Below are 25,958 nucleotides of genomic sequence, written 5' to 3' on the forward strand. Positions count from 1 at the left end.
TCGCTCAGCAAAAACAAACCAGCCATCAGAACCTCCTTGACGGAAACCCTGAATCACAGATCAAGAGAAATTAATAGGTCCTGAGCCTAGACTTTCGAGCGTCATCCGCTTTCACCTTTCCGAGCTCAGCGCCAGAAATTCTCACCACGAATTCGAGCACCTCGCACGTTATCTCGCGCGGGCACGCATCGCGAGCAACATTCTCCCGTTGACACGGCCCCGTGAGCAGCGGGGGCGACCGCGGGCGCGATTTCGAAAGCTTTACTACGCGTCTGGCGTTGCTAGAGTTTCCGGAAAACAGCTTCGCAGCGCGCTCATCCGGCGACCGCAAGCTGGTCTTCGCCTGCAGCCTTCAGAAAACAATAGAAACGAAGATACGGAAGGACGTCCGCACGCTGGTCGATCAAGGGGGCGTGGATGAAATCGTCTATTTCTGTGAGCCCAACCTGCCGATCGCGAAGCGCCTGAAGCTCATCGATGAAGCAAAAGCTCAGGGTGTTGGGCTTCAGATCTTCGATGGTAACGCCATCGCCGAGTGGCTCGCCGAGCCGGACATCTTCTGGATCGCGCAGGAGTATCTGCATCTCCCGTCAGAGCTAGTCCCCGCAGGTGAGCTCGAGGAAGGCTATATCGAACACCGGCAGAAATGGCAGGCGCGCGTTCCAATCCCGATCAATAGAGCAGACTTCCTCGCCATCAAGGCTGGGCTTCGCAAAGCCACTTTTGACGACAGCGCACGGGCGGACCTGCGCTTCTGGCTCGATAAGATGGCGGCCTTTCTGCCGCATCCCGCGCCGCGCGGCCTCGCCCGGGATGCAATGTACGAGATCGCCGTCGCCAACCTTCGCGGCAAGGGCGACCTCACCCCCACAGCCGACCTCGTTGCTGACTACTTCAGTGACGTATCGCAGCATACGAGCATAGGCGAAATCACCGACGCCGTCGTGCTGTTGACCTACTGCTTCGGTGGCCTTGGCCTCGGGCAATATGATATCGACGCGGCCGAGCTCTTCGCACGGCGAAGAAAACTCGTCGACCTGTTCGAACAGTGGCTTGCCCAAACTGGCATTGGCCCAGGTCGCCGTAGCGGCCTGCTGAGAATGCGCGGCAGCTTGGAGTTTGCGCCGGCGGAGCCTGGACTCGTGCCAGACGTAGCCAGAGCTTTCGAGTTTTGGAACGAGATGCTCGACACTGCAGTCGACGCTCCACTCTATCCAATCGAGGAGTTCTCCGACCATCTCACACAGATGATCGGCTATATTGGCGAGCTGGACGAGCTTCTCGCGCTCGCGTCACGGGCGGACGATCTGGTGGCAACGCGTGCGGGTGCCGCCGCAGCTGGGGACAAAGCCATCGATCGGGCATTCAGCCTTCTCGATCGCGATGAGTCCGCAGCCGCGATCCGGGAACTGCAAAAGGCGAAAGCGAAATGGTTTTCTGGCGAGCAGCTCGGATGGATCCTCCGCATCCTGCTGCTCCTTGCCGAGCAATATGGCCGCCTCGGATTAATCTATGCCTCCAAGTATCACGCAATGGCCGCGGCATACATTGCGCGTTGCGAGGACCTTGATCGGGTCGGCAACATGTTGCCGCGCGCGCTACTCGCACTGCTCGACGCCGAGGATGCCGCTGGGAATTCCTTGGGCTTCTTGCAGCTGTTTCCAGTGATGATCGTCGCGCACGTCCAGCATGACTCACGGCCATTCCACATGGACGAGCATCCCCGCATGCACGAAAATATGGGACAGCTTGCCGCGCTACTCGGCATCCTCAACCGCAGTGCTCCAGAAGCGCGCAAAAGTGTCGATACACTTGCCACAAACTGGCCGCCCGAGATCAAGCAGCCGATCTGGCAGGCAGCGGATCAACGCAGCGGCTTCTGGAGCCAGGGCACTTGGGATGACACCTGGACCGGTCTTGAAGAGGCAATGCTTGATCGCCCCTTTGGCGATCTCGGGCCTACACGACGGGTCCGCTGGAAAGCACTCGGGATCGAACTGCGCTGTGAGTTTGCGAACGACTATGCAATCACGCCCAGCGCGGAGCAGCTGATCGCAGAGCTCCAGCTCGCGGCGTGTGCGATGGCAGGCCGCGATCTCGGCATCGTACCATGCGCGATCACTATCAAGCTCACCTGCGATGACGAGGTCAACAAGCTGGAATTCACGGTTCACGAAGATGATGGCTGTGAGATCGGAGTTAGGTTGCCCCTGGGTGTTCGGAGCGCTCATCATGCAGGTGAAAGCATCGCGCTGTTTGCGGCAATACTGCACTGCTGCTCCGCGCATCACGACGAGGCACTTTTCGCAGCATTCGACCGGTCGGTGTTCGATCCAATTTTTGTCGGTCGGCCCTATGCCGAGCTCTATCTGGAGTTCGTGTCCACGGAACTGTTCGCCGAAGAAATTAGAAAAACGACGAGCGCGTTCGAGCCGGATCGAAACTTCGAATCAAGCTCTGGCGAGCGCGTACCTTGGTTCGACGGGCCCGGATCAATCTACGATCACGAGCAAGCGCAGCTCGACATCGCTCACCGCTACAACCACACGCGAGCATCGCTCCAGCATACCTTGCCACGCCTTCTAGCTGATACCGAAGTCATGACGCACCTACAGGCAATGCACGAGCAAGGTATGAAGGATTGGGAAATACTCAGCATTCTCAGCAACATCGCCATTAACCATCGTATTGCGCAAGAGGGCGACGTCACAATGGAGCGATCGCACCAGAGGGCATTCGAGCTGATGACCACGTCCGAGCCGCAGGAAGACGCGTTGGATCCTGGCCTGTTCGGCACAGAGCAACTCGACTTGTATGCAGGGATGTTCCACGCCGCTTTTCTAAACGGTCGCCAACTGAGGGCACCTGTCTGCTTCTCGACAGCGGGGCTCGAGCGCTTCCTCGTGGCACGTTACCGGTTGCGGCAGGATGATGTTGAGCACGACGACGTGTTTGGTTGGTCCGATGCACGCCAGAAATGACTTGGCTGAGAGGCCGTTTCGAAACCCTGCCAAGACCAGCCTCCATGGTTCACCCGGGACGCCCAAACCCGCGGAAATCGGGTATCATGTCATTGCGGAGCGACCATCCGAGGGGCCTTTGAACCCGCCGCAGTGAGTTTCGAAACGGACTCTNGGGACGCCCAAACCCGCGGAAATCGGGTATCATGTCATTGCGGAGCGACCATCCGAGGGGCCTTTGAACCCGCCGCAGTGAGTTTCGAAACGGACTCTGAGCGTTTCCTCGCATAGCGGGCCACTGAATGTCTGCTTCCGGACATCCGCTATTTGCGCTCAACCGACCGAACTGGTCCGCAAACGGCCCGACCCTACCTCAGCAGACCCTTGACCACGGTCGAGGCCTTGCCGATGTCGAGCTTGCCGGGAAAGCGTTCCTTCAGGGCGTTCATGCAGCGGCCAACGTCGCGCAGGCCCTTGGCGTCGGTCTCCTCGACCACCTGCCGGCAGGCCCGTTCCATTTCGCTGGGGTCGAGCTGCGGCGGCAACAGATCGCGGATGACGGCGATTTCGTCGCGCTCCTGCTCGGCCAGTTCCAGCCGACCGCTGTCCTCGTAGTCCTTGGCGGATTCGACCCGCTGCTTGATCATCTTGACGAGGATGTGCAGCACCTCCTCGTCGCCGACCGGGTCGCGCCCGGCATTGCGATTGGCCACGTCGCGATCCTTGATCGCCGCGTTGATCAGCCGCAGGGTCGAGATGCGGCGTTTGTCCTGGCTTTTGGTCGCTGTGTTCAAAGCGTCCGCGAGATGCTCGCGCATGGTGGTGACTTTCGCGTTTCGTCAAATCCGCCCGCGCGGACCGAAGTCGGCCAGCGTGGCGCGTAATCGACACCTGTTCTTCACGTAGGTAAAGCCCCGGTGCCCCTACAAGCCGGGGCGGGCTTCGATCTTGACCGGGCCTGTCTCTCAATTGCATCGGACGTGGCGCCCGAATATGCCGCACCGGCGGCCATCCGCCAATGACGACGCCGCCTCTTGCAGTGCAATGCGGCGCGGATGTAGAGAATTGCCGGGCGGCGCGCAAGGGCGGTTGCGCCAAGGCAGCCATGCGCCGATATCATGGCGAACCGACGCAATGCCTGGCAGATAGCGCCCCGATTGTGGCAATGCGCCGGCATATCCGACGACTGAAAGGTGAGACCATGACCGACGGCTGGACGACGCGCAAGACAACCGCGCTCCTCGTGCTCGCGGACGGAACCGTGATCGAGGGCTTCGGCCTCGGCGCGACCGGCGCGATCGAGGGCGAGGTGTGCTTCAACACCGCATTGACCGGCTATCAGGAAATTCTCACCGACCCCTCCTACAGCCGCCAGATCGTCACCTTCACCTTCCCGCATATCGGCAATGTCGGCGCCAATGCCGAGGACCAGGAAGACCTGACCCCGGCCAAGGCGGCGGGGGCGGTCGGCGCGATCTTCCGGGCCGACATTTCCGAACCGTCGAACTATCGCTCGTCGGGCCATCTCGACGCCTGGCTGAAGGAGCGGGGCGTCATCGCGCTGTCGGGCGTCGACACGCGGGCGCTGACGGCGCTGATCCGCGAGACCGGCATGCCGAACGCGGTGATCGCCCACGATCCGGACGGGAATTTCGACATCGATGCGCTAAAAGTCCGCGCGGCGGCCTGGGGCGGCATCGTGGGGCTCGATCTGGCCAAAGAGGTCGGCAGCGGCGACACCACCGTCTGGGACGAAAAACCCTGGGTGTGGAACGAAGGCTATGCGGCCGAGGCCGCGCCGCGCTACACGATCGTCGCGATCGACTACGGCACCAAGCGCAACATCCTGCGGCTGATGGCCGGCCAGGGCGCCAGGGTCGTTCTGGTGCCGCCGACGGCGAGCGCCGAGGAGATCCTCGCGCACGAGCCGGACGGGGTGTTCCTGTCGAATGGTCCCGGCGATCCGGCCGCGACCGGCGATTACGCCGTGCCGACGATCAAGGCGCTGGTCGACAAGGGCGTGCCCGTATTCGGCATCTGCCTCGGCCACCAGATGCTGGCGCTGGCGCTTGGCGGGCGGACCGAGAAGATGCATCAGGGCCATCACGGCGCCAATCATCCGGTCAAGGATTTCACCACCGGCAAGGTCGAGATCGTGTCGATGAACCACGGCTTCGCGGTGGCGGCGGACTCCCTGCCGGCCGGGGTCGAGGAGACCCATCGCTCGCTGTTCGACGGCTCGAACTGCGGGCTGCGCGTTGCCGGCAAGCCGGTGTTCTCGGTGCAGCATCATCCCGAAGCCTCGCCCGGCCCGCAGGATTCGCACTATCTGTTCCAGCGGTTTTTCCGAATGATCGACGATCACAAGGTCGGCAAGATCGCCGCCTGAGCGGCGGCCGCGATCCCGGTTCAAGCCCAAACGCATGAAGGCGCCGGATCGCTCCGGCGCCTTCATGCTGTCTAAGGGTATTTCGGTCCGCCGGCGGCTTAAGCCGCGCGGAACCGCATCAAGAGCCGCTTCATCCAGCTGCGGAAGCCGCAGCTGAAGGTGGCGTGGCGGTGCAGGTCGTCCCTGCCCCGGTCGCCGCCATAGGAAGAGCGGCCGACGATGATATCCGCTAACATGTTCGCGCTCCTCGTTCGATTTTGAAACCCTAGCGCCCGAAGCCTTCCTTCCGGTTAAATTCAACCGGAAGGAATGATCGTCGCTCGATTGCAATCCATTCATAAATGCGCACTCTGTGCGTCAAGTCAAGCGATTATTGCGCACGAGGTGCATTTTTCAGGTGCGTCGACCAAGGGAATCCGTGACCGTCGAATCGACTTTGCCGAGGCGACGATCTAAGCAGGCCCGGCTTTCTCGAAGCTGGTCGCCGCGGCGGCGCGGCCGCACGACGTGGCTGCATGGAGGGGAGTTCCGATGGACCCGGAGGCTTTTCGAACCTGGCGCAAGTCGCTCGGGCTGAAGCAGAAGGACGCCGCCGAGCGGCTCGGCCTGAAGAAGCGGGTCATCCAGTATTACGAAAAGGGCCACCGCGACGGCAAGGCGGTGGAAATCCCGAAGACCGTCGAACTCGCCTGCCTCGCCTTGTCGCTCGGCTATGACAGCTATGACGGGAGATTGCCGCGCGGCAGGGCGGCGCGGCCGCCGTCCGACGCGGATTGAGCGATCATCCAGCTCGTCAGGTGAAGCTCATGGTGTCCGATCAGACGGCGCCGGACGCTGCGCCGCGGCCTCGGCATCCAGCTGTTCCTCGTCTGCTATAGTGAGAATGTTCTGCAGCGTCGTCCTGGCCGCGTCATCGATGGCAACCGCGCCGGGACAGGAATCCGCTGTCGCATCGAGCAGGGTTTTCGCAGCTTTTGCGACCGGAGAGGCCGGTTCGACTCGCCGAGAGAGATTGCTCAATCGGTTGGCGATTGCGTTGGATACGTAACCGTCCGCGTCAGCGTTGCAGGCAATACCGACCAGAATTTCCAGATGGATCGGCAACCATTCCTCGAAAGAAAGGCTGGCCTTTTCCAGCCGAACCCAGGCATCGACGGTTACCCCGTCCTCTTCCGGGGTTCGTGCATCCATCCGTAGCACCTCCAGACGCTTCAGAAAGTCATTCTTCCGATCGCCCTCGGGAATGTCTTTCGACCATGCTTCGACGAGTCCGCTCAGACGCTCGGGCTCAAGCGGGATCAGATCATCGTCCTGAATGAGATCATCGTCCTGATCGAGGGATGGCCCGATAACCGGAGCGGCCTCGACGTTGGCGATGAACGCACTCTCAAGATCGTGCGCGGAGCCCAGGACCGTTCGCCAGGCAAAAGCGTCAGCGAGCAACGCCCCCTGCAGCGACGCGCCGTCTAGCGACGCCCCCTGCAGCGACGCGCCTTGCAGCCACACCCCTTGCAATCGCGCGTTCCTCAGCGATGCCCCCTGCAATTGCGCCCCGCTCAGCGATGCCCCCTGCAGCGACGCATTCTCCAGCCACGCCCCCTGCAGATCCGCCCAGTCTAGCGACGCCCCCTGCAGTTGCGCCCCTTTCAGCGATGCTCCCTGCAGCGACGCGTTCTCCAGCCACGCCCCCTGCAGATCCGCCCAGTCTAGCGACGCCCCCTGCAGCTGCGCGCCCTCCAGCGACGCCCCCTGCAGCCGCGCCGAGGCCAGCGACGCCCTCTGCAGCTGCGCTCCGGCCAGCCGACGCCCTCTGCAGCTGCGCCCCGTCCAGCCACGCCCCCTGCAGCCCCGCCTTTTCAAAATTTGTTCGGCGAAGGTCGAGGGATTCAAGTACCGCACCGCGAAAATCGCGATCGCGAAACGAGCGAACCATTGCTCCGGAAGAGGATGTGTTCGTCGGGCTTTCCTTCTCCCGTGCATCAAGCTTCGCGATCTCATCGTCGTCGATGAAATCGTCGTCGACGCTCAGAACGATATGGTTCAGGACCCAACCGCTCGATGTCGGCTTATAATTCCGGTCCCAGGTGCCAACTAAGGGGCGGGACAAGATCGAAGCCTGGTACCCTTCGATCGCTTCGCCCGGAAAGATAAAGACCAGGACGGACAGGAACACGCCGGCAAGACTGGCGGTCACAGCGAAGCCTGATCGTGCGAGCGACATCAAAGCGTTCGAACTCTTCGCCCTGAGCGCGGGGCGCCAGATCAGCCATAGGCAGAGTAGATCAAGGGCGATGAACACGCGGTGCGCCCAAGTCGCCGCCTCATCGTGATAGGGCAGGAATCGAATCTGGACGAAGAACAGGAGGCCGAGTGGCGCGAAGACCACCGTCAGCCAGACGATGAAGCGCAGGACGCCGACATAGATCCGGTCGTGCAGACCCTCTTCGCTCCCCGCCACCGCCTGCAGAACGATATACGGATCGAGCCGCTGCCGCAGGCGCGCCCTTTCAGCCGGGCTTTTCGTCGCATGGCACAGGATGGTCTCGTAAGTCGACACCCGCTCCATCAAGCCGCGCAGCTGCAGGAGCAGGTACAGATGCATGACGATGAACAGCCCCGGCGCCACCCAGAAGAAACCGATCAGCGGCAAGTCGACGTCGAGCACCGGCAATTTGATGCCTTCGGCCAGAAACAACTGGCGATGGGTGATCGATCCGACGGCGATGACGAGATAGGTCCAAAGAACCAGATAGGTGACCCAGGTGCCGCGAACGCGGGAGGCAGCCGTGTTGACGGCGCTTTCTTGCGCGACGAGGTCTTGGTCAAGCCGCGCGGGATCGGTGGAAAGCCGCTGATGCCGCGCCTCGGTGGATCGTCGGTGCGATGCGTAGAGCGCCGTCACCCATCCGAAGGCGGAACTCATGCGGGTCGCCAGCCGGTTGAGGACATTCCTGCCCAGATGCTTTACGCGCGTCCCGAGCAGCGCCAAGTTTCACTCCCACTTGCCATCAGCCGTCGTCCCCGCCGGTACGACTATAACGAGCGGTTTCCGTCTCACAAGCAAGCCGGAGCCAGGCCCTCGCCATTCCATCGCGCGTGGGGCCGGCATGACATTCCCACGAAAAGCTCATCCGTCACCCCTTCCCCCCTGCCCGCCTCTTGCCTATAAGCCGGCCTCAGCCTCGACAGAACCCGCCGCAACCGGCCGCATCCCTGATGCGGGCGGAATCTTGGCGCGCAACCAAACCGGACGACAGCTTGCCATGCCGAAACGCACCGACATCCACACCATCCTCATCATCGGTGCGGGCCCGATCATCATCGGCCAGGCCTGCGAATTCGACTATTCCGGCACCCAGGCCTGCAAGGCACTGAAGGAGGAAGGCTACCGGATCGTCCTGGTCAATTCGAACCCCGCGACGATCATGACCGACCCCGATCTCGCCGACGCCACCTATATCGAACCGATCACGCCGGAGGTGGTCGCCAAGATCATCGCCAAGGAGCGGCCGGACGCGATCCTGCCGACGATGGGCGGGCAGACGGCGCTGAACACGGCGCTGTCGCTGCGGCGCATGGGCGTCTTGGAGAAATACGGTGTCGAGATGATCGGCGCCGACGCGAACGCCATCGACAAGGCCGAGGACCGCGCCCTCTTCCGCGAGGCGATGGCGAAAATCGGCCTGGAGACGCCGCGCTCGCTGCTGGCCAACGCCACCGATGCCAAGGCCGCCGACCGACGGGTCCATGACGACCGCAAGGCCGAGATCATCCACGCGATCTCCGATCCGGCCGAGCGGGACGCGGCGCTGACCGCGCTCGAGGACGCCTGGCAGCTTGGCGAATCCGATCGCAAGCAGCGCTACATGACACGGGCGCTGGCCGCCGCGGCGGAGGCGCTCGACGCGGTCGGCCTGCCGGCGATCATCCGCCCGTCCTTTACTCTCGGCGGAACCGGCGGCGGCATCGCCTACAACCGCTCGGAATTCTTCGAGATCGTCGAGGGCGGGCTCGACGCCTCGCCGACCACCGAAGTGCTGGTCGAGGAGAGCGTGCTCGGCTGGAAAGAGTACGAGATGGAGGTCGTTCGCGACAAGGCGGACAATTGCATCATCATCTGCTCGATCGAGAACATCGACCCGATGGGCGTCCATACCGGGGATTCCATCACCGTCGCGCCGGCGCTGACCTTGACCGACAAGGAATACCAGATCATGCGCAACGCCTCGATCGCGGTGTTGCGCGAGATCGGGGTGGAGACCGGCGGCTCGAACGTGCAGTTCGCGGTGAACCCGGAGGACGGCCGCTTGGTCGTCATCGAGATGAACCCGCGCGTCTCCCGCTCATCGGCGCTGGCTTCCAAGGCGACCGGCTTTCCGATCGCCCGGGTCGCGGCGAAGCTCGCCGTCGGCTACACGCTCGACGAACTCGACAACGACATCACCGGCGGCGCGACGCCGGCCTCGTTCGAGCCGTCGATCGACTATGTCGTCACCAAGATCCCGCGTTTCGCCTTCGAAAAATTCCCGGGCGCCGAACCGTATCTGACCACGGCGATGAAGTCGGTCGGCGAGGTCATGGCGATCGGCCGGACCTTCGAGGAATCGCTGCAGAAGGCGTTGAGAGGCCTGGAGACAGGGCTTGACGGGCTCGACGAGATCGAGATTCCGGGGATCGGCGAAGGCGACGACAAGAACGCGATCCGCGCCGCGCTCGGCACGCCGACACCCGACCGCCTGCTGATGGTCGCGCAGGCGCTGCGCATGGGCACCAGTCCGGAACAGGTTCACCAATCCTGCAAGATCGACCCGTGGTTCATCGCCCGCATCAAGGCGATCATCGATCTCGAGGCACGGGTGCGCGAGCACGGACTGCCCAAGGACGCCGACAATCTGCGCTTTTTGAAGTCGGTCGGCTTTTCCGATGCCCGGCTGGCGAAGCTCGTCGGTCAGGATGAGGCGGATGTCGCGGCCTTGCGGGACCGGCTCGATATTCATCCGGTCTACAAGCGGATCGACACCTGCGCCGCCGAATTCGCCTCGCCGACCCCCTACATGTACTCGACCTACGAGCGGCCCTTCGCCGGCGCGCCGCGGTCCGAGGCCGAGGTCAGCGACGCCAAGAAGGTGGTCATCCTCGGCGGCGGCCCGAACCGGATCGGCCAGGGCATCGAGTTCGATTATTGCTGCTGCCACGCCGCCTTCGCCCTCAAGGACGCAGGCTTCGAGGCGATCATGATCAACTGCAATCCCGAAACCGTCTCGACCGACTACGACACCTCGGACCGGCTGTATTTCGAGCCGCTGACGGCCGAGGACGTGCTGGAGATCCTGAAGGTCGAACAAGCCCGGGGAACGTTGCACGGGGTCATCGTGCAGTTCGGCGGCCAGACGCCGCTGAAGCTCGCCGACGCCCTCGAAAAGGCCGGCATTCCGATCCTCGGCACCTCGCCGGATGCGATCGACCTCGCCGAGGATCGCGACCGCTTTCAAAAGCTGCTCACCGATCTCGATCTGCGTCAGCCCCGCAACGGCATTGCCCGCTCGGTCGAGGAGGCGCGCAAGATCGTCGCCGAAATCGGCTATCCGGTGGTCATCCGGCCGTCCTACGTGCTCGGCGGCCGGGCGATGGAGATCGTCCGCAACGAGCCGCAGTTCGAGCGCTACATCACCCAGGCCGTGGTCGTCTCGGGCAAGTCGCCGGTGCTGATCGACTCCTATCTCAAGGACGCGATCGAGGTGGATGTCGACTGCCTGTCGGACGGCACATCCACCTATGTGGCCGGCATCATGGAGCACATCGAGGAAGCCGGCATCCATTCCGGCGACTCGGCCTGTTCGCTGCCGGTCCGCTCGCTGTCGACGGCGATCACCGACGAATTGGCCCGCCAGACCCGCGACATGGCGCTGGCGCTCAAGGTCGGTGGCCTGATGAACGTCCAGTTCGCCATCAAGGGCGACGACATCTACGTCCTGGAGGTCAATCCCCGCGCCTCGCGCACCGTGCCCTTCGTCGCCAAGACCATCGGCTCGCCGATCGCCAAGGTGGCGGCGCGGATCATGGCCGGCGAAACCCTCGACGCGGCCTTCGCGGCATATGGCGGCGCGCCCGATCCGCGCGGCCTCAAGCACATCGCGGTCAAGGAGGCGGTGTTCCCGTTCGCCCGCTTCCCCGGCGTCGACACGCTGCTCGGCCCGGAGATGCGCTCCACCGGCGAGGTCATGGGTCTCGATTACGACTTCGCCGTCGCCTTCGCAAAGTCGCAGCTCGGCGCCGGCGTCGACTTGCCGCGCGACGGTACGGTGTTCATCTCGGTTCGTGACGGGGACAAGCAGCGGGCCCTCGCGCCCGTCCGCCGGCTCTACGACCTCGGCTTCAAAGTGATCGCGACGGGCGGCACCCAGCGCTTCCTCATCGATAACGGGATCGCCGCCGAGAAGATCAACAAGGTCCTGGAGGGACGCCCGCATATCGAGGACGCGATTCGCAACCGTCAGGTGCAGCTCGTCCTCAACACCACGGAGGGCGCCAAGGCGCTGTCCGATTCGCGCTCGCTGCGCCGCGCGGCCTTGATCCACAAAGTGCCGTACTACACGACCTTGGCGGGGATGAGTGCCGCCGCCGAAGCGATCGCCGCACTCCGGACCGGCAATCTTGAAGTTCGGCCGTTGCAATCGTACTTTACGGCTGCCTGACTAAAACGCGCCCTTCGGACAGGGCACCAGGCACTGTCGCAGTCCGGATTGTCTCGCTGGTTCCGAACGGTCGCTGCCGTTCGGGGCCGGTTTATTATTGTGCTCCGGCGTCGGGCCTCGGCCTGCCGGCAACCAACGAAAAGACGATGTCGCGGCACGCCCGCGCATGGGAAAGGTGGAGGCCATGGAAAAGGTCCCGATGACGACCCACGGGTTTGATGCGCTACGGGAGGAGCTTCGCCGTCGCCAACAGGAAGAGCGGCCACGGATCATCCAGGCGATCTCCGAGGCGCGCGCACACGGGGACCTGTCGGAAAACGCCGAGTACCATGCCGCCAAGGAGTCCCAGAGCCTCAACGAGGGGCGCATCTTCGAGTTGGAGGACCTGACCGCCCGCGCCGAGGTCATCGACGTCAAGAAGCTGTCCGGCGACAAGGTGAAGTTCGGCGCGACGGTCAAGCTCGTCGACGAGGATACCGAGGCGGAGAAGGTCTATCAGATCGTCGGCGACCAGGAAGCCGACGTGAAGATGGGACGCATCTCGATCTCCTCGCCGATCGCCCGCGCCTTGATCGGCAAGGGCGAGGGCGACACCGTCGAGGTCGCGGCGCCGGGCGGCGCAAGATCCTACGAGATCCTTCAGGTCAGCTGGGCGTAGGCGCAAAGGACCTCCAAGACAGCACACCCTGTCCCCAAGGGAAAAGGGGATGGGGTGCGTGCAAGCGCATGGGCGAGGTTTGGCGGCGCTGAAACGGCCCCCCTGCCCTTCGCCGTCGCCTAAACTGGCCGCAAGGGCCAAACGCGCCGTGACGGAGTCGCCCAGATGAACGTTCGAGATATCGCGGTCATCGCGCCGAACTTCAAACGCCGGCTGTCCGGCGTGACGTCGACGATCGTCCAGCTCGTCCCCCTCCAGGCACGCTCCCTCGGCATCGCGGCGCTCGGACCGGGTTTGCCGGACCATCTGCCGAAGCTGCGTCTTCGCGATATGCCCGGCCTCTGGTCGCCTCCAATAGGCCGGCCGTTCCGCATCTGGCATGCCCGGCGCAACGTGGAGATGCTGGCCGGCATCGTGCTGCGCGACATCCTACGGATGCCGCTGCGGCTCGTCTTCACCTCCGCCGCGCAACGCCACCACACCGGCTGGACGCGCTCGCTAATCCGGCGCATGGACGCGGTGATCGCGACAAGCGGCAGGAGCGCCGGCTATCTCACGGTCCCGGCCAAAATCGTGCTGCACGGAATCGACCTCGATCGCTTTCATCCGGCGCCGTCGCGCGAGGCACAGAAGGCCGCGCTCGGTCTTGCCGGGCGGCGGCTGATCGGTTGCTCGGGGCGCATCCGCCACCAGAAGGGCACCGACCTGTTCATTGACACGATGATCGCCCTCTTGCCACGCCATCCCGAATGGACAGCCATCGTCACCGGCCGCGCCACGGCAGAGCACGCAGGGTTCGACGCCGATCTGCGGCGCCGTGTCGAGGCCGCCGGGCTAAATGAACGCATCCGCTTCCTCGGCGAGGTCGAGGACGTGACGACGTGGTTCCGGGCCTTCGATCTTTACGTCGCGCCCCCGCGCAACGAGGGCTTCGGCCTGACCCCGCTGGAGGCGATGGCTTCCGGCGCCGCGGTCGTCGCCAGCGACGCTGGCGCGTTCCAGGACATGATCATCGAGGGCGAGACCGGACGCATCGTTCCGGTCGGCGATGTCGCGGCTCTCACGGCGGCGGTCGAGGCGTATCTATCCGACCCCGAGGCTTTGGCGCGCGCCGGCGCTTCGGCGCTCGCCCATGTCAGGGCGAAATTTCCCCTGGCGCGCGAGGCCGCGGAAATCCAGCGTGTTTATGAACGGCTCTGGTCCGCCGCGGACCGTGGCTGAAAATCGCCATCGTCGACCCGCGTTCGCCGGTACCGCCGGCCGAACAGGCGCATGACATGGTCTCCCGCCAGCTTCACCTGCGTCGTCAGGCGCCGGAGGTGGAAGGGCAAATTTTCGGGTGTGACCGCAAGCCGTTGCCGGGAGGCCTGAATGGTCGAACCGATGGGGATCGGCGGTTCGATGCCCCTCGCCTTCAGGATGTGCAGCTGCATCGCGAGCGCCGGCTCCACCTGATAGGACACGAGGCGTTTCAGCGAATGGATGAAGGCATCCACCGGCGCGGCCCCGAGCCGGGCGCGCGCCAGCAGCTTCTGCGCGCCGCTCGGCCACAGCAGATAGGCGGCCGATCCTGACTTGTCGCGATGAACCCGGACGATGGAGATTGCGCCGAGGACACGCCCGTTGCGCGCAACGAACCGCTTGCGGTCGAAGCTCTCCAGATTGACCAGATCGACATCGGTCAATCCGGCCAATCGCGGCAACGCCGCGGCAAGTCGGCCGGAGAGCACCACGTCGTCCTCCAGGACCAGCATGGGCTCCTTGCCGCGAGCCAGTTCGGACCACAGCGTCTGGTGGGACAGGAAGCAGGCCAGCTCCGGCTTGGTCAGCGGCCGCTCCCAGCCTTTCCCGAGGGTGCGCGCGGTCTCGTCCGAGATATCGTCCGCACGGACAGCTGGAAAACGCTCGAAGCGCAGCCCGAGCGCGGCGCTCTGTTCTTCCATGAAGGCGCGCCGTTCGATGGCCCTATCGAGATTGATATAGACGATGCGCATGCGGGCTCGCGGTCAGCTCCGATCGAGGGACGGCCCGGCGACCGGGACGGCGCACACCACCATCAATCCAGCCAGACCGACGGAAACAGCAGGATGAGAACGGTTACCAGTTCCAGCCGGCCGAGCAGCATGCCGATCGACAGGATCCACAAGACTGGATCCGGGAGCGAGCCGAAATTGCCCGCCGGGCCGATGATCTGTCCGAAGGCGGGACCGACATTGGCCAGCGCCGTCAACGATCCGGTAAAGGCGGTGACGATGTCGAGGCCGAACATCGTCAGCAACACCGTGCCCATCAACAGCGCGCCGAAAAACAGGAAGAAGAAGATCGTGACCGTCTGGATGGTCTGCGGCGAGATGTCGTCATTGCCGTATTTCAAGCGAATGATCGCATGCGGCCGGACCAGCCGGCGAAAGCTCGAGCGGACCAGCAGATAAAGGATGACCAGCCGGTTGGCCTTGATGCCGCCGGTCGTCGACCCGGCGCAGCCGCCGAGGAAGGTGGCCAGAAAGAACAAGCCGATCGCAGCATTCGACCACAGCGTATAGTCCTCGGACGCATACCCCGTGGTGGTGATGATCGAGACCAGATTGAATGCCGAGGACAGCAGCGCCTCGCCGAAGGGCGTATCGTTCACGACCCGGCGCGTCACCGCCATGGCCAGGCTGAGCACCAGGCAGATCATCAGGAAGACGGCGATCTGGGGGTCGCGCCATAGCTGGAAGCGTCTCGGCAGGAACGCCCTGATGTAGATCACGAAGGGCAATGCCCCGAGGATCATGAACACCATGGCGGCGAGCAGGATGCGCTTGTCTTCGAAATACCCGATCGAACCATCATGCGTCGAAAAGCCGGCGGTCGCCACGGTCGTCATGGCGTGATTGACTGCGTCGAAGAAGCTCATCCCGAGAGCGGTGTAGGTTATCGCGCAAAGGGTAGTCAGGACGACATAGGCCGTGACCAGTCCGCCGACCAGCTGGTTGATCCGGGGCAGGACCTTGTCCGACTTGTCCGAACTTTCCATGTGGAACAACGCCAGTCCACCGGCCTGCAGCGAGGGCAGGATCAAGAGCACCATGCCGACGATGCCGATGCCGCCGAGCCATTGCAGCAGCGACCGCCACATCAAGATGCCCGGCGACAGCGCGTCGAGGCCGGAGATCACCGTCGAACCGGTCGTCGTCAGCCCCGACATGGACTCGAAGAAGGCACCCGCGAAGGTGACATTGACCTCCGAGAAATAGATCGGCAGCGAGCCGACGAGAACCGCCACCAGCCAGACGGTCGTGACAAGCAAGAAGCCGAGTCGTTGAGTGAATTTGGGGCGTTCGCCGCGCGTCGCCACGGCGACGAGCACGCTGACCATGCCGACCAGCAGGCTGGAGCCGATGAAAACCCGCCATTCCTCGTTCTCGTCGGCAAGGTCCACCAGTGCCGGAATGATCATCGCCGCCGCCAGTGCGAGCCCGAAAATCGAGGTGACGTGGGCGATGGTCCTGAAAATGGAACGGCTCCGGGAAAATACAGGCCAGCGCTAAAGGGCCATGAAACAGCGGGCTTTCATATCCTCTCGCCCCCGGATCGGCAATCGGTGCAACGCTCCATGCCGCCGTCAACCGCTCTCGGACGCCTTGTGTTGCAGCACCGCACCCCCTCGTCTATTGAACGGGCCGACTTGCGATGCCATCTGCCAGACGCCAATCGAGCGAGGCCGTCATGACCGAACGCCATGTGGACATTCTGATCGTCGGATCTGGTCCTGCAGGATACACCGCCGCGATCTACGCGGCACGCGCCATGATGAAGCCGCTGCTCGTCGCCGGCCTTCAGGAGGGCGGCCAGCTGACCATCACGACCGATGTAGAGAACTATCCGGGCTATGCCGAACCCGTCCAGGGTCCGTGGATGATGGAGCAGATGAAGAGCCAGGCGCTCAATGTCGGAGCGGAGATCGCCAGCGACGTCATTGTCGAGGCCGATCTCGACCGGCGGCCGTTTCGACTAACCGGCGATTCGGGCGCGGTCTACACCTGCGACGCGCTGATCATCGCCACCGGCGCCCAGGCCAAATGGCTCGGCCTGGAAAGCGAGACGACCTTTCAGGGATTCGGCGTCTCGGCCTGCGCCACCTGCGACGGGTTCTTCTACCGCGGCAAGGACGTCGTCGTTGTCGGCGGCGGCAACACGGCCGTCGAGGAAGCGCTCTATCTGTCGCATATCGCGAAGTCGGTTACGCTGGTGCATCGCCGGAACGAATTGCGCTCCGAGCGCATTCTGCAGAACCGCCTCTTTGCCGCCGACAATGTCGAAATCGTCTGGGACACCGAGGTCGAGGAGATTTTGGGGGTCGTCAAGCCGCTGAAATCGGTCAATGGCGTTCGCCTGAAAAACCGCGTGAGCGGCGAGGTCAGCGAACGGGCGACCGACGGCGTGTTTGTCGCCATCGGCCACGCGCCGGCGGTCGAATTGTTCGTCGGAAAATTGAAACAGAAGCCGTCCGGCTATCTCTGGGTGGAACCCGGCACGACGCAGACCTCGATGCCGGGCATCTATGCGGCGGGCGACGTCGCCGACGACGTCTATCGCCAAGCAGTGACCGCGGCCGGCCTCGGTTGCATGGCAGCACTGGAAGCCGAGAAATGGCTCGCCGCCCAGGTGCTCGACAACCAACGCCAAGCGGCGGAATAGCGGCAGCGGGCGGGCGTCTAGGAACGCCCCGCTCCAAAGCCGTCTGGAGATGACACCCCATGGCGCTCGACTGGGACAAACTGCGGATTTTTCACGCAGCCGCCGAAGCCGGCTCGTTTACCCACGCCGCCGACGCTCTCAACCTCAGCCAGTCGGCGATCAGCCGGCAGGTCGCCGCCCTGGAGCAGGAGATCGGCGCGCCGCTGTTTCATCGGCACGCTCGCGGCCTGGTGCTGTCCGAACAGGGCGAACTGCTGTTCCAGACCGCCAATGAGGTTCTCAAGCGGCTGGAACAGGTCCGCATGCAGCTCACCGAAACCCGCGAGAAGCCAACCGGCAAGCTGCGCGTGACCACCACGGTCGGCCTCGGCTCCGGCTGGCTGACGGAGCGCTCGAAGGAATTTCTCGAGCTTTACCCCGAACTCGAGCTGCAGCTGGTCTTCGATAACGAGGAGATCGACCTGACGATGCGCAAGGCGGACGCGGCGATCCGCCTCAGACAGCCACAGCAGCCGGACCTGATCCAGCGCCGCCTGTTCACCGTGCATCTTCACGTCTATGCGGCGCCGTCCTATCTGGCGCGCTTCGGTCCGCTGGAAACGATCGAGGATCTCGACAAGCACCGGATCATCACCTTCGGCGAGCCGGCTCCGAACTATCTGCGCAATCTGAACACGCTCGAAACGGTCGGCCTTCCAGAGGGCAAAATGCGCCACCCGATCCTGCAGATCAACAATCTGATCGCCATCCGCTCAGCCATCGAGAGCGGCATCGGCGTGGCGCTGCTGCCGGACTACATGATCGACAAGCGAGCCAAGCTCGTGCAGGTTCTGCCGGAGATGGAGATGCCGACTTTCGACACCTATCTTTGCTACCCCGAGCAGATGCGCAATGCGGCGAAGCTCAAGGTATTCCGTGATTTCCTGATCTCGAAGGCGCGCACCTGGGCCTTTTGAGGCCGCGGTTCCGATACGCCGGCTGACAGTTCAGGCGGCGCTTCCGCCGGCCACTCGTGCTCCCTCAGCGCGTTGGGCCAGGAAGTGGTGGACAGCGTCGCCGTTCATCGGCTTCGCATAGAAGAATCCCTGCACTTCATCGAGTCCCTCGAGCTTGGCGAAGACCTCCTGGCGCTCGTTCTCGACCCCTTCGAGCACCGTCTCCATGCGCAGCGTTGCCGCCATGCGGACGATGGTGCGCACGATCTCGGCCGTTTCTTCGCCCGATGCCAGTTCCTGGGTGAAGGAGCGATCGATCTTGAGGCGGTCGAAGCGGAACTGTCTGAGATTTCCGAGGCTGGAAAATCCCGTTCCAAAATCGTCCATAGTGATCTTGACGCCGATTTCGCGGAGTTCGGCGATCATGCGAATGACGGTCGGGGTCGGATCAAGCAGGAGTGATTCCGTCACTTCGAGATCCAGGCGACCTGGGGCAAGGCCGCTCTCTTCCAACACCTCCCGCACCCGAGATGCCAATTGCCCATTCTGAAACTGGATCGGCGACAGATTCACCGCGACGCCGATCGGCGTCGCCCAGCTGGCTGCCGCCGTGCACGCATCGACCAGCACCCGGTTGCCCAAGTGGAAGATCAGCCCGGAGCTCTCCGCCGCCGGGATGAATTCGGCGGGCGCCAACTGACCCCGGCGCGGATGGTTCCAGCGGACAAGCGCCTCGAAACTGCGAATGACGCCGTCGCGCGCCGCGATGATCGGCTGAAATTGCAGCACGAATTCATTCCGGTCGAGGCCACGCTTCATCTCGCCGACGAGTTCGGCCTCCGCGTCCTTGGCCTGACGCATCTCGGGCCGGTAGATCTCGAACGCGTTGGCATATTTCGACTTGGCTCGGTAGAGCGCTATATCAGCCGATCGCATCACGTCGGACCATGTGCGGCCATCGTCGCCGACACGGGCGATCCCGATGCTGAGTCCGGGCGTCAGCGGCACATTTTCAAAGTGGATGGTCTGTCCGACGCACGCGATCAGGGCTGTGGCAAAGTCCTCGGCGCCCTCGCCGGGTTGGGGAAAGTGTACGACGAGGAATTCGTCGCCGCCGAGACGCACGGGAATATCGTCGCCGACACACGTTTCGCGCAATCGCCGGCCGACTTCGGTCAGGACCACGTCGCCGGCGCGATGACCGAAGGTGTCGTTGATCTTTTTGAACTTGTCGAGGTCGAGCATGTAGACGAGCGCGCCGCGCTTCTGCCACAGCCGGCTCGCGATCCCCTCCTCCAGCCGGCTGGTGAGGTAGGAGCGATTGAACAACCCCGTCACGGCATCGCAATGGGCCTGCTCGCGCATCAACGCCTCGGTCTGATGCATTTGCCGAAGGCGATCCTGCAGCTTGCTCTGGTGGCGGCCGATCCCCAGAAAGATCCGCCCGATCACCAGCGGCGACGAGAGCGCCATGACGTGCATCGCCGTCGCCGTGAAGGTTGCACCAAAGCCAGGGGCGAGCCCCTGCCAGCGACGCACCTGCATATCGATCAGAAGTCCGGTGACGGCGAACAGGACGCCCAGCCCAAGCCCGGCCAGCGCATAGGTCCGTTCCAACGGATTCAGGCGGAAATTGTTCAACGGCTTGAAAATGAACACGTCCGCGATCCAGTGTCTCGAAGAGTTGACAGAGTCTTATCCGCAATCCGGAGTGGAGTGATACCAATTTAGGTTGTTCTGCTTTCGAGCGAATTAACGCCCCAAGAAAAACATAGCTCTCCAGGTAAACGGAGTTTCCGCCATGTCGCCACATCCATCCCTGATCGCGGCCATCGGTGACGTGCATGGCGCGTCAGGGCTGCTTTCGACGCTTCTTCAGGGGCTCGACACGGTCGCGGAGAGCCGGAAGACACCCATGGAGATCATCTTCCTCGGCGATATCGTCGACAGGGGACCCGACAGTCGCGGCGCCCTCGATCTCGTCGTCGAAGCGATCGCCACCCATCCGAATTCCCGACTGCTCATCGGCAATCACGACTGGTGGTTGCTGCAATTTCTTAAAGGTGAACTCGATATCGACGCGATCGACAATTGGCTGGATCAGGGCGGCGCCGCCACCCTCGCCTCCTATGGCGCCGCCCCGGCCCCAGACCTCGAGGCCAGCCGGCGCCGCATCCTGCGGGACCGGCCCGAGCATTTGAAACTTCTGTCCGGCGCCGCGTCGATCGCGGTCGACGGCAGCTTCGCCTTCGTCCATGCCGGAATCGATCCGCGTCGGCCGATAGACCGGCAGGATACCCACGATTGCCTATGGATCCGCGCGCCCTTCCTCAACCATATCGGACGGCTCAGCCACGTCGTCGTGCATGGCCACCAGCCCCAAAAGGGCGGCCGTCCGGTGGTTACGGAAAACCGCATCTCGATGGACACCGGCGCCGTCTTCACCGGCCGACTCGCGGCCGTCGTCATCGAACGGGACAGCGACCAACTGGAGTTTTTCGCCGCGACCGCAGCGGGTGGCTTTGCGGCGGTTGAACCGGTCCGCCTCGATCGGGGCCTCGGCACCGTTCTGGATGCTCCGGAACCCATAGCCGATCGCTTATGAAGGCACCGTTCGGCTGACATCTCGGGCTGGGGCCGCCCAACCCACGCCTCGCACCGCAGGCAAAAAAATGGGCGGCACGAGGCCGCCCGAATTATGGCTGGAGTATCAGGTCATGAAAAACCCGATGTCCTGCTAATGCGTCAGCTCCGGTTTGGTTGCGCCCTTGCCAAAAATAAATGATCCAGCCCGACGCGTTCGCGCCGGCAATTCAGCCGAGAACCGCGCTCAGGCGCGGCAAAGTCGTTAGCAGACGCAACCAACCGCGCATGGTGGCGTTATCGCAGCGAATACTCTTGCGCCACCGCCCGATCGGCATGACCTAAGTGCCCGGAGCCAGTGTCGGCGCAGACCAACAGACGACCGCAGGAGTCCCAGCCCATGTTCCGCGACAAGCCCACCGCCTATGATCGCATTGCCGATGCCCTCAGCGATATCGGCGAGCGCATTGAAGAGCTCGAGGGGCGGGTCGTCGACCGTTTCGATCCCCGACCGTCGCGGGCCGAGCGTGTGCGCCGATCGATTTCCCGGCACTTGCCGTTCCACACCGAGCCAACGGGCCTGTCACGCTACATGCCGGACTTTCTGACCGGCTTGTCGATGCCGTCGGGCTCGGAGGCCCGCCGCCACGTCCGCTCGCTTCGCGACGACGCCGGTGAGGGAATCGACACAGCGCGCGGTTATCTGAGTGATTTTCGCCAGCATCTTCCCGACTTCCGCCTGGCCCGCCTTCCGGGTTTTCGCGGCGGAAACCAGCCCCAGCGCGGGATCGACTACCTGCGTGACCGGCCGGAACTGACCGCGCTTCTCGTGGTAGGCGGTGCCGTCGCGGTCGTCGGCACGGCGTATTTCGTCACCAAGAAGGTACAGGAGCACACCGAGGAACCGGACTACGACGTGGTCCGCGAGGACGGGGCGATCGAAATCCGCGATTACGATGCGATGATCGTCGCCGAGACCGTCAAGAGCGGCTATCATGAGAAGGCGCGCCGCATGGGCTTCCAGACGCTCGCCGACTACATTTTCGCCCGCAGCCGCCCCGGCAAGAAGATCAAGATGACGACCCCCGTGACCCAGCAGCTGGCCGAAGGCGATGGCCGGACCAAGGGCTGGGCCGTGCGCTTCGTCATGCCGAAGAAATTCACTCTGGCCAGCCTCCCTGAGCCCGGCAACAGCGACGTGGCGATCAAGGAAGTTCAGGCGCGACGCATCGCGGCGATCCGCTTTTCCGGTAATTTCAATGCAACGCTCGCCAGCAAGCACCTGATGAGCCTCTACAATTATCTCGCGGACAACAATCTGAAGCAGAAGAGCGATCCCGAATACGCCTTCTATAATCCGCCCTGGACCCCTGGTTTCATGAAGCGCAACGAAATCCTGATCGAGATCGAACGCTGAGGCATGTATGGCCGGCATTTCTTGCCGGCTGCGGGACGGCGGAGGGCGTAAAATCGCGCTCCGGCTGCCGCAGGAAAAACAAAAGGGTCCGCGATACCAGCGGACCCTTCTTGATGTATCGAGTCCCGTACCGGTGCGATCTCAGACCTTGATGACGTAGTGCTTTTTGGTCGGCTCGACGACCTTCCACCGGCCCTTGAAGCCCGGGCGGATGACGAAGCTGTCGCCGGCGACCAGCTTGACCGGCTCGCAGCCCTCCTCGGTCAAGACCGAGACGCCTTCGAGAATGTGCAGGAACTCCCACTCGGTATAGTCGATCTCCCACTCGCCGGCGGTCGATTCCCAGATGCCGGCGTAAAGGCCGTTGCCATCGTCCTCGATGTTCCAGGTCTTGTTGGTGGGGCGGCCGCTCTTGATCTTTTCCTTGGCCGGCGCACCGGTCTCGACGGCAATGCCGTCCTTTTCGAATTTCAGGAAATGTTCGGCCATTTCAGATCTTTCAGCAGGGAGAAGAGACTATCGGACCGGCAGAAATGCGCGGCGGCGCCGCTCGTTCCGTCATTGGCGAGAAAGCCAAAACGGCCGCCTCATGGGCGACCGCTTCAGGTCTGAGGTCGAAGCCGGCGAAGGCGTCAGGTCTTGGCCAGCGCCTGATCGAGATCGGCGATGATGTCGGCGACAGTCTCGATGCCGATCGACAGCCGCACCACGTCCGGCCCGGCGCCCGCCGCGATCTTCTGCTCGTCGGCGAGCTGCTTGTGAGTGGTCGAGGCCGGGTGGATCACCAGCGAGCGCGTGTCGCCGATATTGGCGAGATGAGAGAACAGCTCCAGCGCCTCGACGAAGGTCACGCCCGACTCGAAGCCGCCCTTGAGCCCGAAGGTGAAGACGGCCCCTGCCCCGTTGGGCGCGTATTTTTTCATCATGGCGTGGTTCGGATCGTCTTCGAGACCCGCATAGGACACCCAGCTGACCTTGTCGTGGCCTTTGAGGTGCTGAGCGACCTTGAGCGCGTTGTCGCAATGGCGCTGCATCCTGAGCGGCAGCGTCTCGATCCCTGTGAGGAGCATGAAGGCGTTGAACGGCGAGATCGCCGGGCCGAGATCGCGCAGGCCCAGCACGCGGCAGGCGATGGCGAAGGCAAAATTGCCGAAGGTCTCGTGCAGGACGATACCGTTATACTCGTCTCGCGGCTGCGACAGCATCGGATAGCGGTCGCTCGCCGACCAGTCGAAGGTGCCGGCGTCGACGATGGCACCGCCCATCGAATTGCCGTGGCCGCCCATGAATTTGGTCAGCGAATGGATGACGATGTCGGCCCCGTGTTCGATCGGTCGGCACAGATATGGCGTCGCCATGGTGTTGTCGACGATCAGCGGGATGCCGTGCTTCTGGGCGATCGCCGCGACCGCCGCGATGTCGACCACGGCGCCAGCTGGATTGGCGAAGGATTCCATGAAGATCGCGCGGGTCTTGTCGGTAATCGCCGCCTCGAAGCTCGACACGTCGTCCGGGTCTGCCCATTTCACCCGCCAGTCGAACGACTTGAAGGCGTGGCCGAACTGGTTGATCGAGCCGCCATAGAGCTTGCGCGAGGCGACGAACTCGTCGCCCGGCCGCATCAGCGCCTGGAAGACGATGAGCTGGGCAGCGTGACCCGATGCCACTGCCAAGGCCGCGGTGCCGCCTTCGAGCGCGGCGACTCGCTCCTCGAGCACGGCCTGGGTCGGGTTCATGATGCGCGTATAGATATTGCCGAACTGCTGCAGCCCGAACAGCGAGGCGGCATGGTCGACATCGTCGAAGACGAAGGAGGTGGTCTGGTAGATCGGGGTCGCGCGGGCACCCGTCGACGGATCCGGCTGGGCGCCGGCATGGATGGATAGTGTCTCGAACCCCGGTCCGCTCATTCTTTCGCTCCCTGCGTATCTCGCCGACGGCCGCTCTGCGGCCGGTTCCCGGCATCATGCCGCCGACGGCTTAGCACGGCGCGCGACAGGCGACGAGAAACCGTCAACCCGTTTTTCGGCGCGAGCGGAGATATTGTTCTGCGATGAGGCGGCGGGAGCGCATGTCGGGCGCGGCGCCTATTTCTCCGACGGCATTGTAAACGACTACGCCCCGGAGCCGGATGACGAGGACGGTGTCCTCGACAGGAAACGTGCGGGCGACCATCGAACGAGCGCCGGAGGCAGGCGAGCCGCAGATCCAACGAAACCGTCACGGCATTCGTTAGTCAAGAACGTTAAGAGGAAAATTAGCCTTTATCATCAAATGAAAATACATCTTCTGTGGCGAATCTCAAGAATTTGAGAACTTCGGCCTCGTTTCTCTGATAATATGGGAAATTAACTCGAATGAAGGGTTCCGGGGTGCCATAAGGATATTGGATATAGGCACCTGTCGAGTCCTTCCGTTTTCCGCGCTCGAAAAATTCTCTGTAGCGTCGCGGTGATATTCCGTAGAAATGCTTGAAGCTGACATACGGATTCTCCTGAAAACGCCCACGGTCGCCCTGCTCAATTAGCAGTGAATCCGCATGGAGGGAGGACGCTAGGCTTTTGGGGTATGGTTCCAGAAAGACGACTTCCTTTACACCTGCAGCGACTATGTGCTTCGCACACATATGGCATGGGAAGGTTGTGCAATAGAGGACTGCGTCTTTCGTTGAACGACCGAGCCTCGCCGCGTCTGAAATGGCTGACATCTCGGCGTGGACTATCCTTCCGTACTCCAAGGCATCCATGAACTGGGAGTCAGCCACAGCGGGAATACGGAGGACTGTGTCCAAATCGGCTTCGGGGGCAATATGTTTCACGAGTTCAGAGAGAATTTCGCGCTTTCGCTGATCGTTTGAATCATGACCACGTTTGAATTCTCGGTCATCATGAGCGTCTTCGCACCAATACGTCCCGCCTCCAGCTTTTGGAACTTCGTTGGAACCGAGCGACAATACTTCTCCTGCGTCAGAAAATATCGCGGCGCCCACCTGACGGGAGAGGTCTAACGTACGGAGAGCGGCAGCCTTCGCTAGAAACATCCCATATTCGATCTTGGTAGGCGAAATCTGATTGCTACTAAATATCAGTTCGCAAAATCGGCTCACTTGGTCGTCAGAAGTAGTCGGAGAGTCCAAGCTGACTATGAAATCGCCGTCGTGAAAAATTTTGGCCACTCGCTGGCCGTGCTTCTCCTCCGCTTCGTTCTCATCATCCTCGATTAGCCTCTCCGCGCGATCCCGGTATCGCTGCGCGGCGTAGAAGTTTTCGCTTGTCGCAAACTTCCGAGAGAGATAGTCGACCCGTGCCCCACGGCGGGAGTAAAGCGAAACCTGAAAAAACAGCCGCCCATAAACGGAGCGGAGCAGATCGATTTCCTCTCGCCGCTTGAATTGGTATAGAAGGAAAGCTCGCTTCTGGACTGGGTCGGCTTCCCCCCTCGTTTTCGCATCTCTTAACCGAGATCTGACGATCTGCCCCACTGCTGTAGCGGCGAGCAGCGAATCGTCATCAAAGTGTTCTCGCAGCTGGTTTCCGTAACCAATGTAACTAGCACTACTTTGGCACTTTTGGTTTATCGGTTTCCGCGATGAGCATTTCACAATGAGGGCATCGCAGGGGCGGAGGCCGTGCGAAGAG

General features: G+C 62.8%; 19 protein-coding genes and 2 pseudogenes. 10 read left to right on the forward strand and 11 right to left on the reverse strand.

The features are described from left to right. Nucleotides 1-221 precede the first annotated feature (221 nt). Complete coding sequence (locus VQ044_RS18570) at nt 222-2,981, forward strand: hypothetical protein (RefSeq protein WP_327648790.1); 2,760 nt, start codon at nt 222-224, stop codon at nt 2,979-2,981. Between the two features lie 347 nt (nt 2,982-3,328). On the opposite strand, the gene VQ044_RS18575 is transcribed toward VQ044_RS18570, so the two are convergent. After that, nucleotides 3,329-3,778, reverse strand: coding sequence for a GatB/YqeY domain-containing protein (locus VQ044_RS18575; RefSeq protein ID WP_327626333.1), 450 nt, complete (start codon nt 3,776-3,778; stop codon nt 3,329-3,331). Nucleotides 3,779-4,161: 383 nt separating this feature from the next. On the opposite strand from VQ044_RS18575, the gene carA reads away from it, so the two are divergent. Continuing rightward, nucleotides 4,162-5,349 (forward strand): glutamine-hydrolyzing carbamoyl-phosphate synthase small subunit, encoded by a 1,188-nt coding sequence (gene carA, locus VQ044_RS18580; RefSeq protein WP_327648792.1) that lies wholly within the window; start codon nt 4,162-4,164, stop codon nt 5,347-5,349. 98 nt (nt 5,350-5,447) lie between these two features. Here the strand turns inward: carA and VQ044_RS18585 are convergent, their stop codons facing one another. Further along, a complete protein-coding gene (locus VQ044_RS18585) occupies nt 5,448-5,585 on the reverse strand; it encodes a hypothetical protein (protein ID WP_327626335.1) in 138 nt (45 codons plus the stop codon). 295 nt (nt 5,586-5,880) lie between these two features. Between VQ044_RS18585 and VQ044_RS18590 the strand changes: the two genes are divergently transcribed. Further along, nucleotides 5,881-6,126, forward strand: coding sequence for a helix-turn-helix domain-containing protein (locus VQ044_RS18590; RefSeq protein ID WP_327648793.1), 246 nt, complete (start codon nt 5,881-5,883; stop codon nt 6,124-6,126). A 27-nt stretch (nt 6,127-6,153) separates the two neighbouring features. Here VQ044_RS18590 and VQ044_RS18595 read toward each other — a convergent pair whose 3' ends face one another. The 3 genes and pseudogenes from VQ044_RS18595 to VQ044_RS18600 form a co-directional block, all read right to left on the reverse strand. Then, entirely contained in the window at nt 6,154-6,792 is a 639-nt protein-coding gene (locus VQ044_RS18595) for a hypothetical protein (protein WP_327648795.1), read from the reverse strand. Nucleotides 6,793-6,831: 39 nt separating this feature from the next. Next, nucleotides 6,832-7,248 (reverse strand): annotated as a pseudogene (locus VQ044_RS25795) (pentapeptide repeat-containing protein); the annotation flags it as partial. Beyond that, nucleotides 7,172-8,272, reverse strand: a pseudogene (locus VQ044_RS18600) (hypothetical protein); the annotation flags it as partial. The pseudogenes VQ044_RS18600 and VQ044_RS25795, both read right to left, overlap by 77 nt. Before the next feature lie 340 nt (nt 8,273-8,612). Between VQ044_RS18600 and carB the strand changes: the two are divergent. The 3 genes from carB (at nt 8,613) to VQ044_RS18615 (ending at nt 13,923) form a co-directional block, all read left to right on the forward strand. Continuing rightward, complete coding sequence (gene carB, locus VQ044_RS18605) at nt 8,613-12,044, forward strand: carbamoyl-phosphate synthase large subunit (RefSeq protein WP_327648799.1); 3,432 nt, start codon at nt 8,613-8,615, stop codon at nt 12,042-12,044. A 184-nt stretch (nt 12,045-12,228) separates the two neighbouring features. Beyond that, nucleotides 12,229-12,702 (forward strand): transcription elongation factor GreA, encoded by a 474-nt coding sequence (gene greA, locus VQ044_RS18610; protein WP_327623939.1) that lies wholly within the window; start codon nt 12,229-12,231, stop codon nt 12,700-12,702. 165 nt (nt 12,703-12,867) lie between these two features. After that, the gene (locus VQ044_RS18615; RefSeq protein WP_327648800.1) at nt 12,868-13,923 is read left to right on the forward strand and encodes a glycosyltransferase family 4 protein; all 1,056 of its coding nucleotides are present in this window, start codon (nt 12,868-12,870) and stop codon (nt 13,921-13,923) included. Here VQ044_RS18615 and VQ044_RS18620 read toward each other — a convergent pair. Both VQ044_RS18620 and VQ044_RS18625 read right to left on the reverse strand, forming a co-directional pair. Next, nucleotides 13,887-14,696 carry a glycosyltransferase family 25 protein gene (locus tag VQ044_RS18620; RefSeq protein WP_327648802.1) on the reverse strand — a complete coding sequence of 270 codons (810 nt, stop codon included), beginning with the start codon at nt 14,694-14,696 and terminating at the stop codon, nt 13,887-13,889. The genes VQ044_RS18615 and VQ044_RS18620 overlap by 37 nt on opposite strands. 62 nt (nt 14,697-14,758) lie before the next feature. Then, entirely contained in the window at nt 14,759-16,156 is a 1,398-nt protein-coding gene (locus VQ044_RS18625) for a TrkH family potassium uptake protein (protein WP_327648816.1), read from the reverse strand. 257 nt (nt 16,157-16,413) lie between these two features. Between VQ044_RS18625 and trxB the strand changes: the two genes are divergently transcribed. Both trxB and VQ044_RS18635 read left to right on the forward strand, forming a co-directional pair. After that, nucleotides 16,414-17,385, forward strand: coding sequence for a thioredoxin-disulfide reductase (gene trxB, locus VQ044_RS18630; protein ID WP_327648804.1), 972 nt, complete (start codon nt 16,414-16,416; stop codon nt 17,383-17,385). 59 nt (nt 17,386-17,444) lie between these two features. After that, on the forward strand, nt 17,445-18,341 hold the full coding sequence (locus VQ044_RS18635) for a LysR family transcriptional regulator (protein WP_327648805.1): 897 nt from the start codon (nt 17,445-17,447) through the stop codon (nt 18,339-18,341). 30 nt (nt 18,342-18,371) lie between these two features. Here the strand turns inward: VQ044_RS18635 and VQ044_RS18640 are convergent, their stop codons facing one another. Then, nucleotides 18,372-19,979 carry a putative bifunctional diguanylate cyclase/phosphodiesterase gene (locus VQ044_RS18640; RefSeq protein ID WP_327648807.1) on the reverse strand — a complete coding sequence of 536 codons (1,608 nt, stop codon included), beginning with the start codon at nt 19,977-19,979 and terminating at the stop codon, nt 18,372-18,374. 142 nt (nt 19,980-20,121) lie between these two features. Between VQ044_RS18640 and VQ044_RS18645 the strand changes: the two genes are divergently transcribed. Continuing rightward, nucleotides 20,122-20,925 (forward strand): metallophosphoesterase, encoded by an 804-nt coding sequence (locus tag VQ044_RS18645; protein ID WP_327648809.1) that lies wholly within the window; start codon nt 20,122-20,124, stop codon nt 20,923-20,925. Between the two features lie 378 nt (nt 20,926-21,303). Continuing rightward, on the forward strand, nt 21,304-22,320 hold the full coding sequence (locus VQ044_RS18650; protein WP_327648810.1) for an SOUL family heme-binding protein: 1,017 nt from the start codon (nt 21,304-21,306) through the stop codon (nt 22,318-22,320). Between the two features lie 141 nt (nt 22,321-22,461). Here the strand turns inward: VQ044_RS18650 and VQ044_RS18655 are convergent, their stop codons facing one another. The 3 genes from VQ044_RS18655 to VQ044_RS18665 all read right to left on the reverse strand — a co-directional run. Continuing rightward, on the reverse strand, nt 22,462-22,809 hold the full coding sequence (locus tag VQ044_RS18655; protein ID WP_327648811.1) for a cupin domain-containing protein: 348 nt from the start codon (nt 22,807-22,809) through the stop codon (nt 22,462-22,464). 143 nt (nt 22,810-22,952) lie between these two features. After that, nucleotides 22,953-24,230, reverse strand: coding sequence for an O-acetylhomoserine aminocarboxypropyltransferase (locus tag VQ044_RS18660; RefSeq protein WP_327648813.1), 1,278 nt, complete (start codon nt 24,228-24,230; stop codon nt 22,953-22,955). Nucleotides 24,231-24,577: 347 nt separating this feature from the next. Beyond that, nucleotides 24,578-25,958: deaminase (locus tag VQ044_RS18665; RefSeq protein WP_331827741.1), on the reverse strand; the 1,381-nt coding region annotated here is incomplete at its 5' end.

It is taken from the genome of Aurantimonas sp. C2-5-R2, from assembly GCF_036549495.1.
GTDB lineage: Bacteria > Pseudomonadota > Alphaproteobacteria > Rhizobiales > Rhizobiaceae > Aurantimonas > Aurantimonas coralicida_A.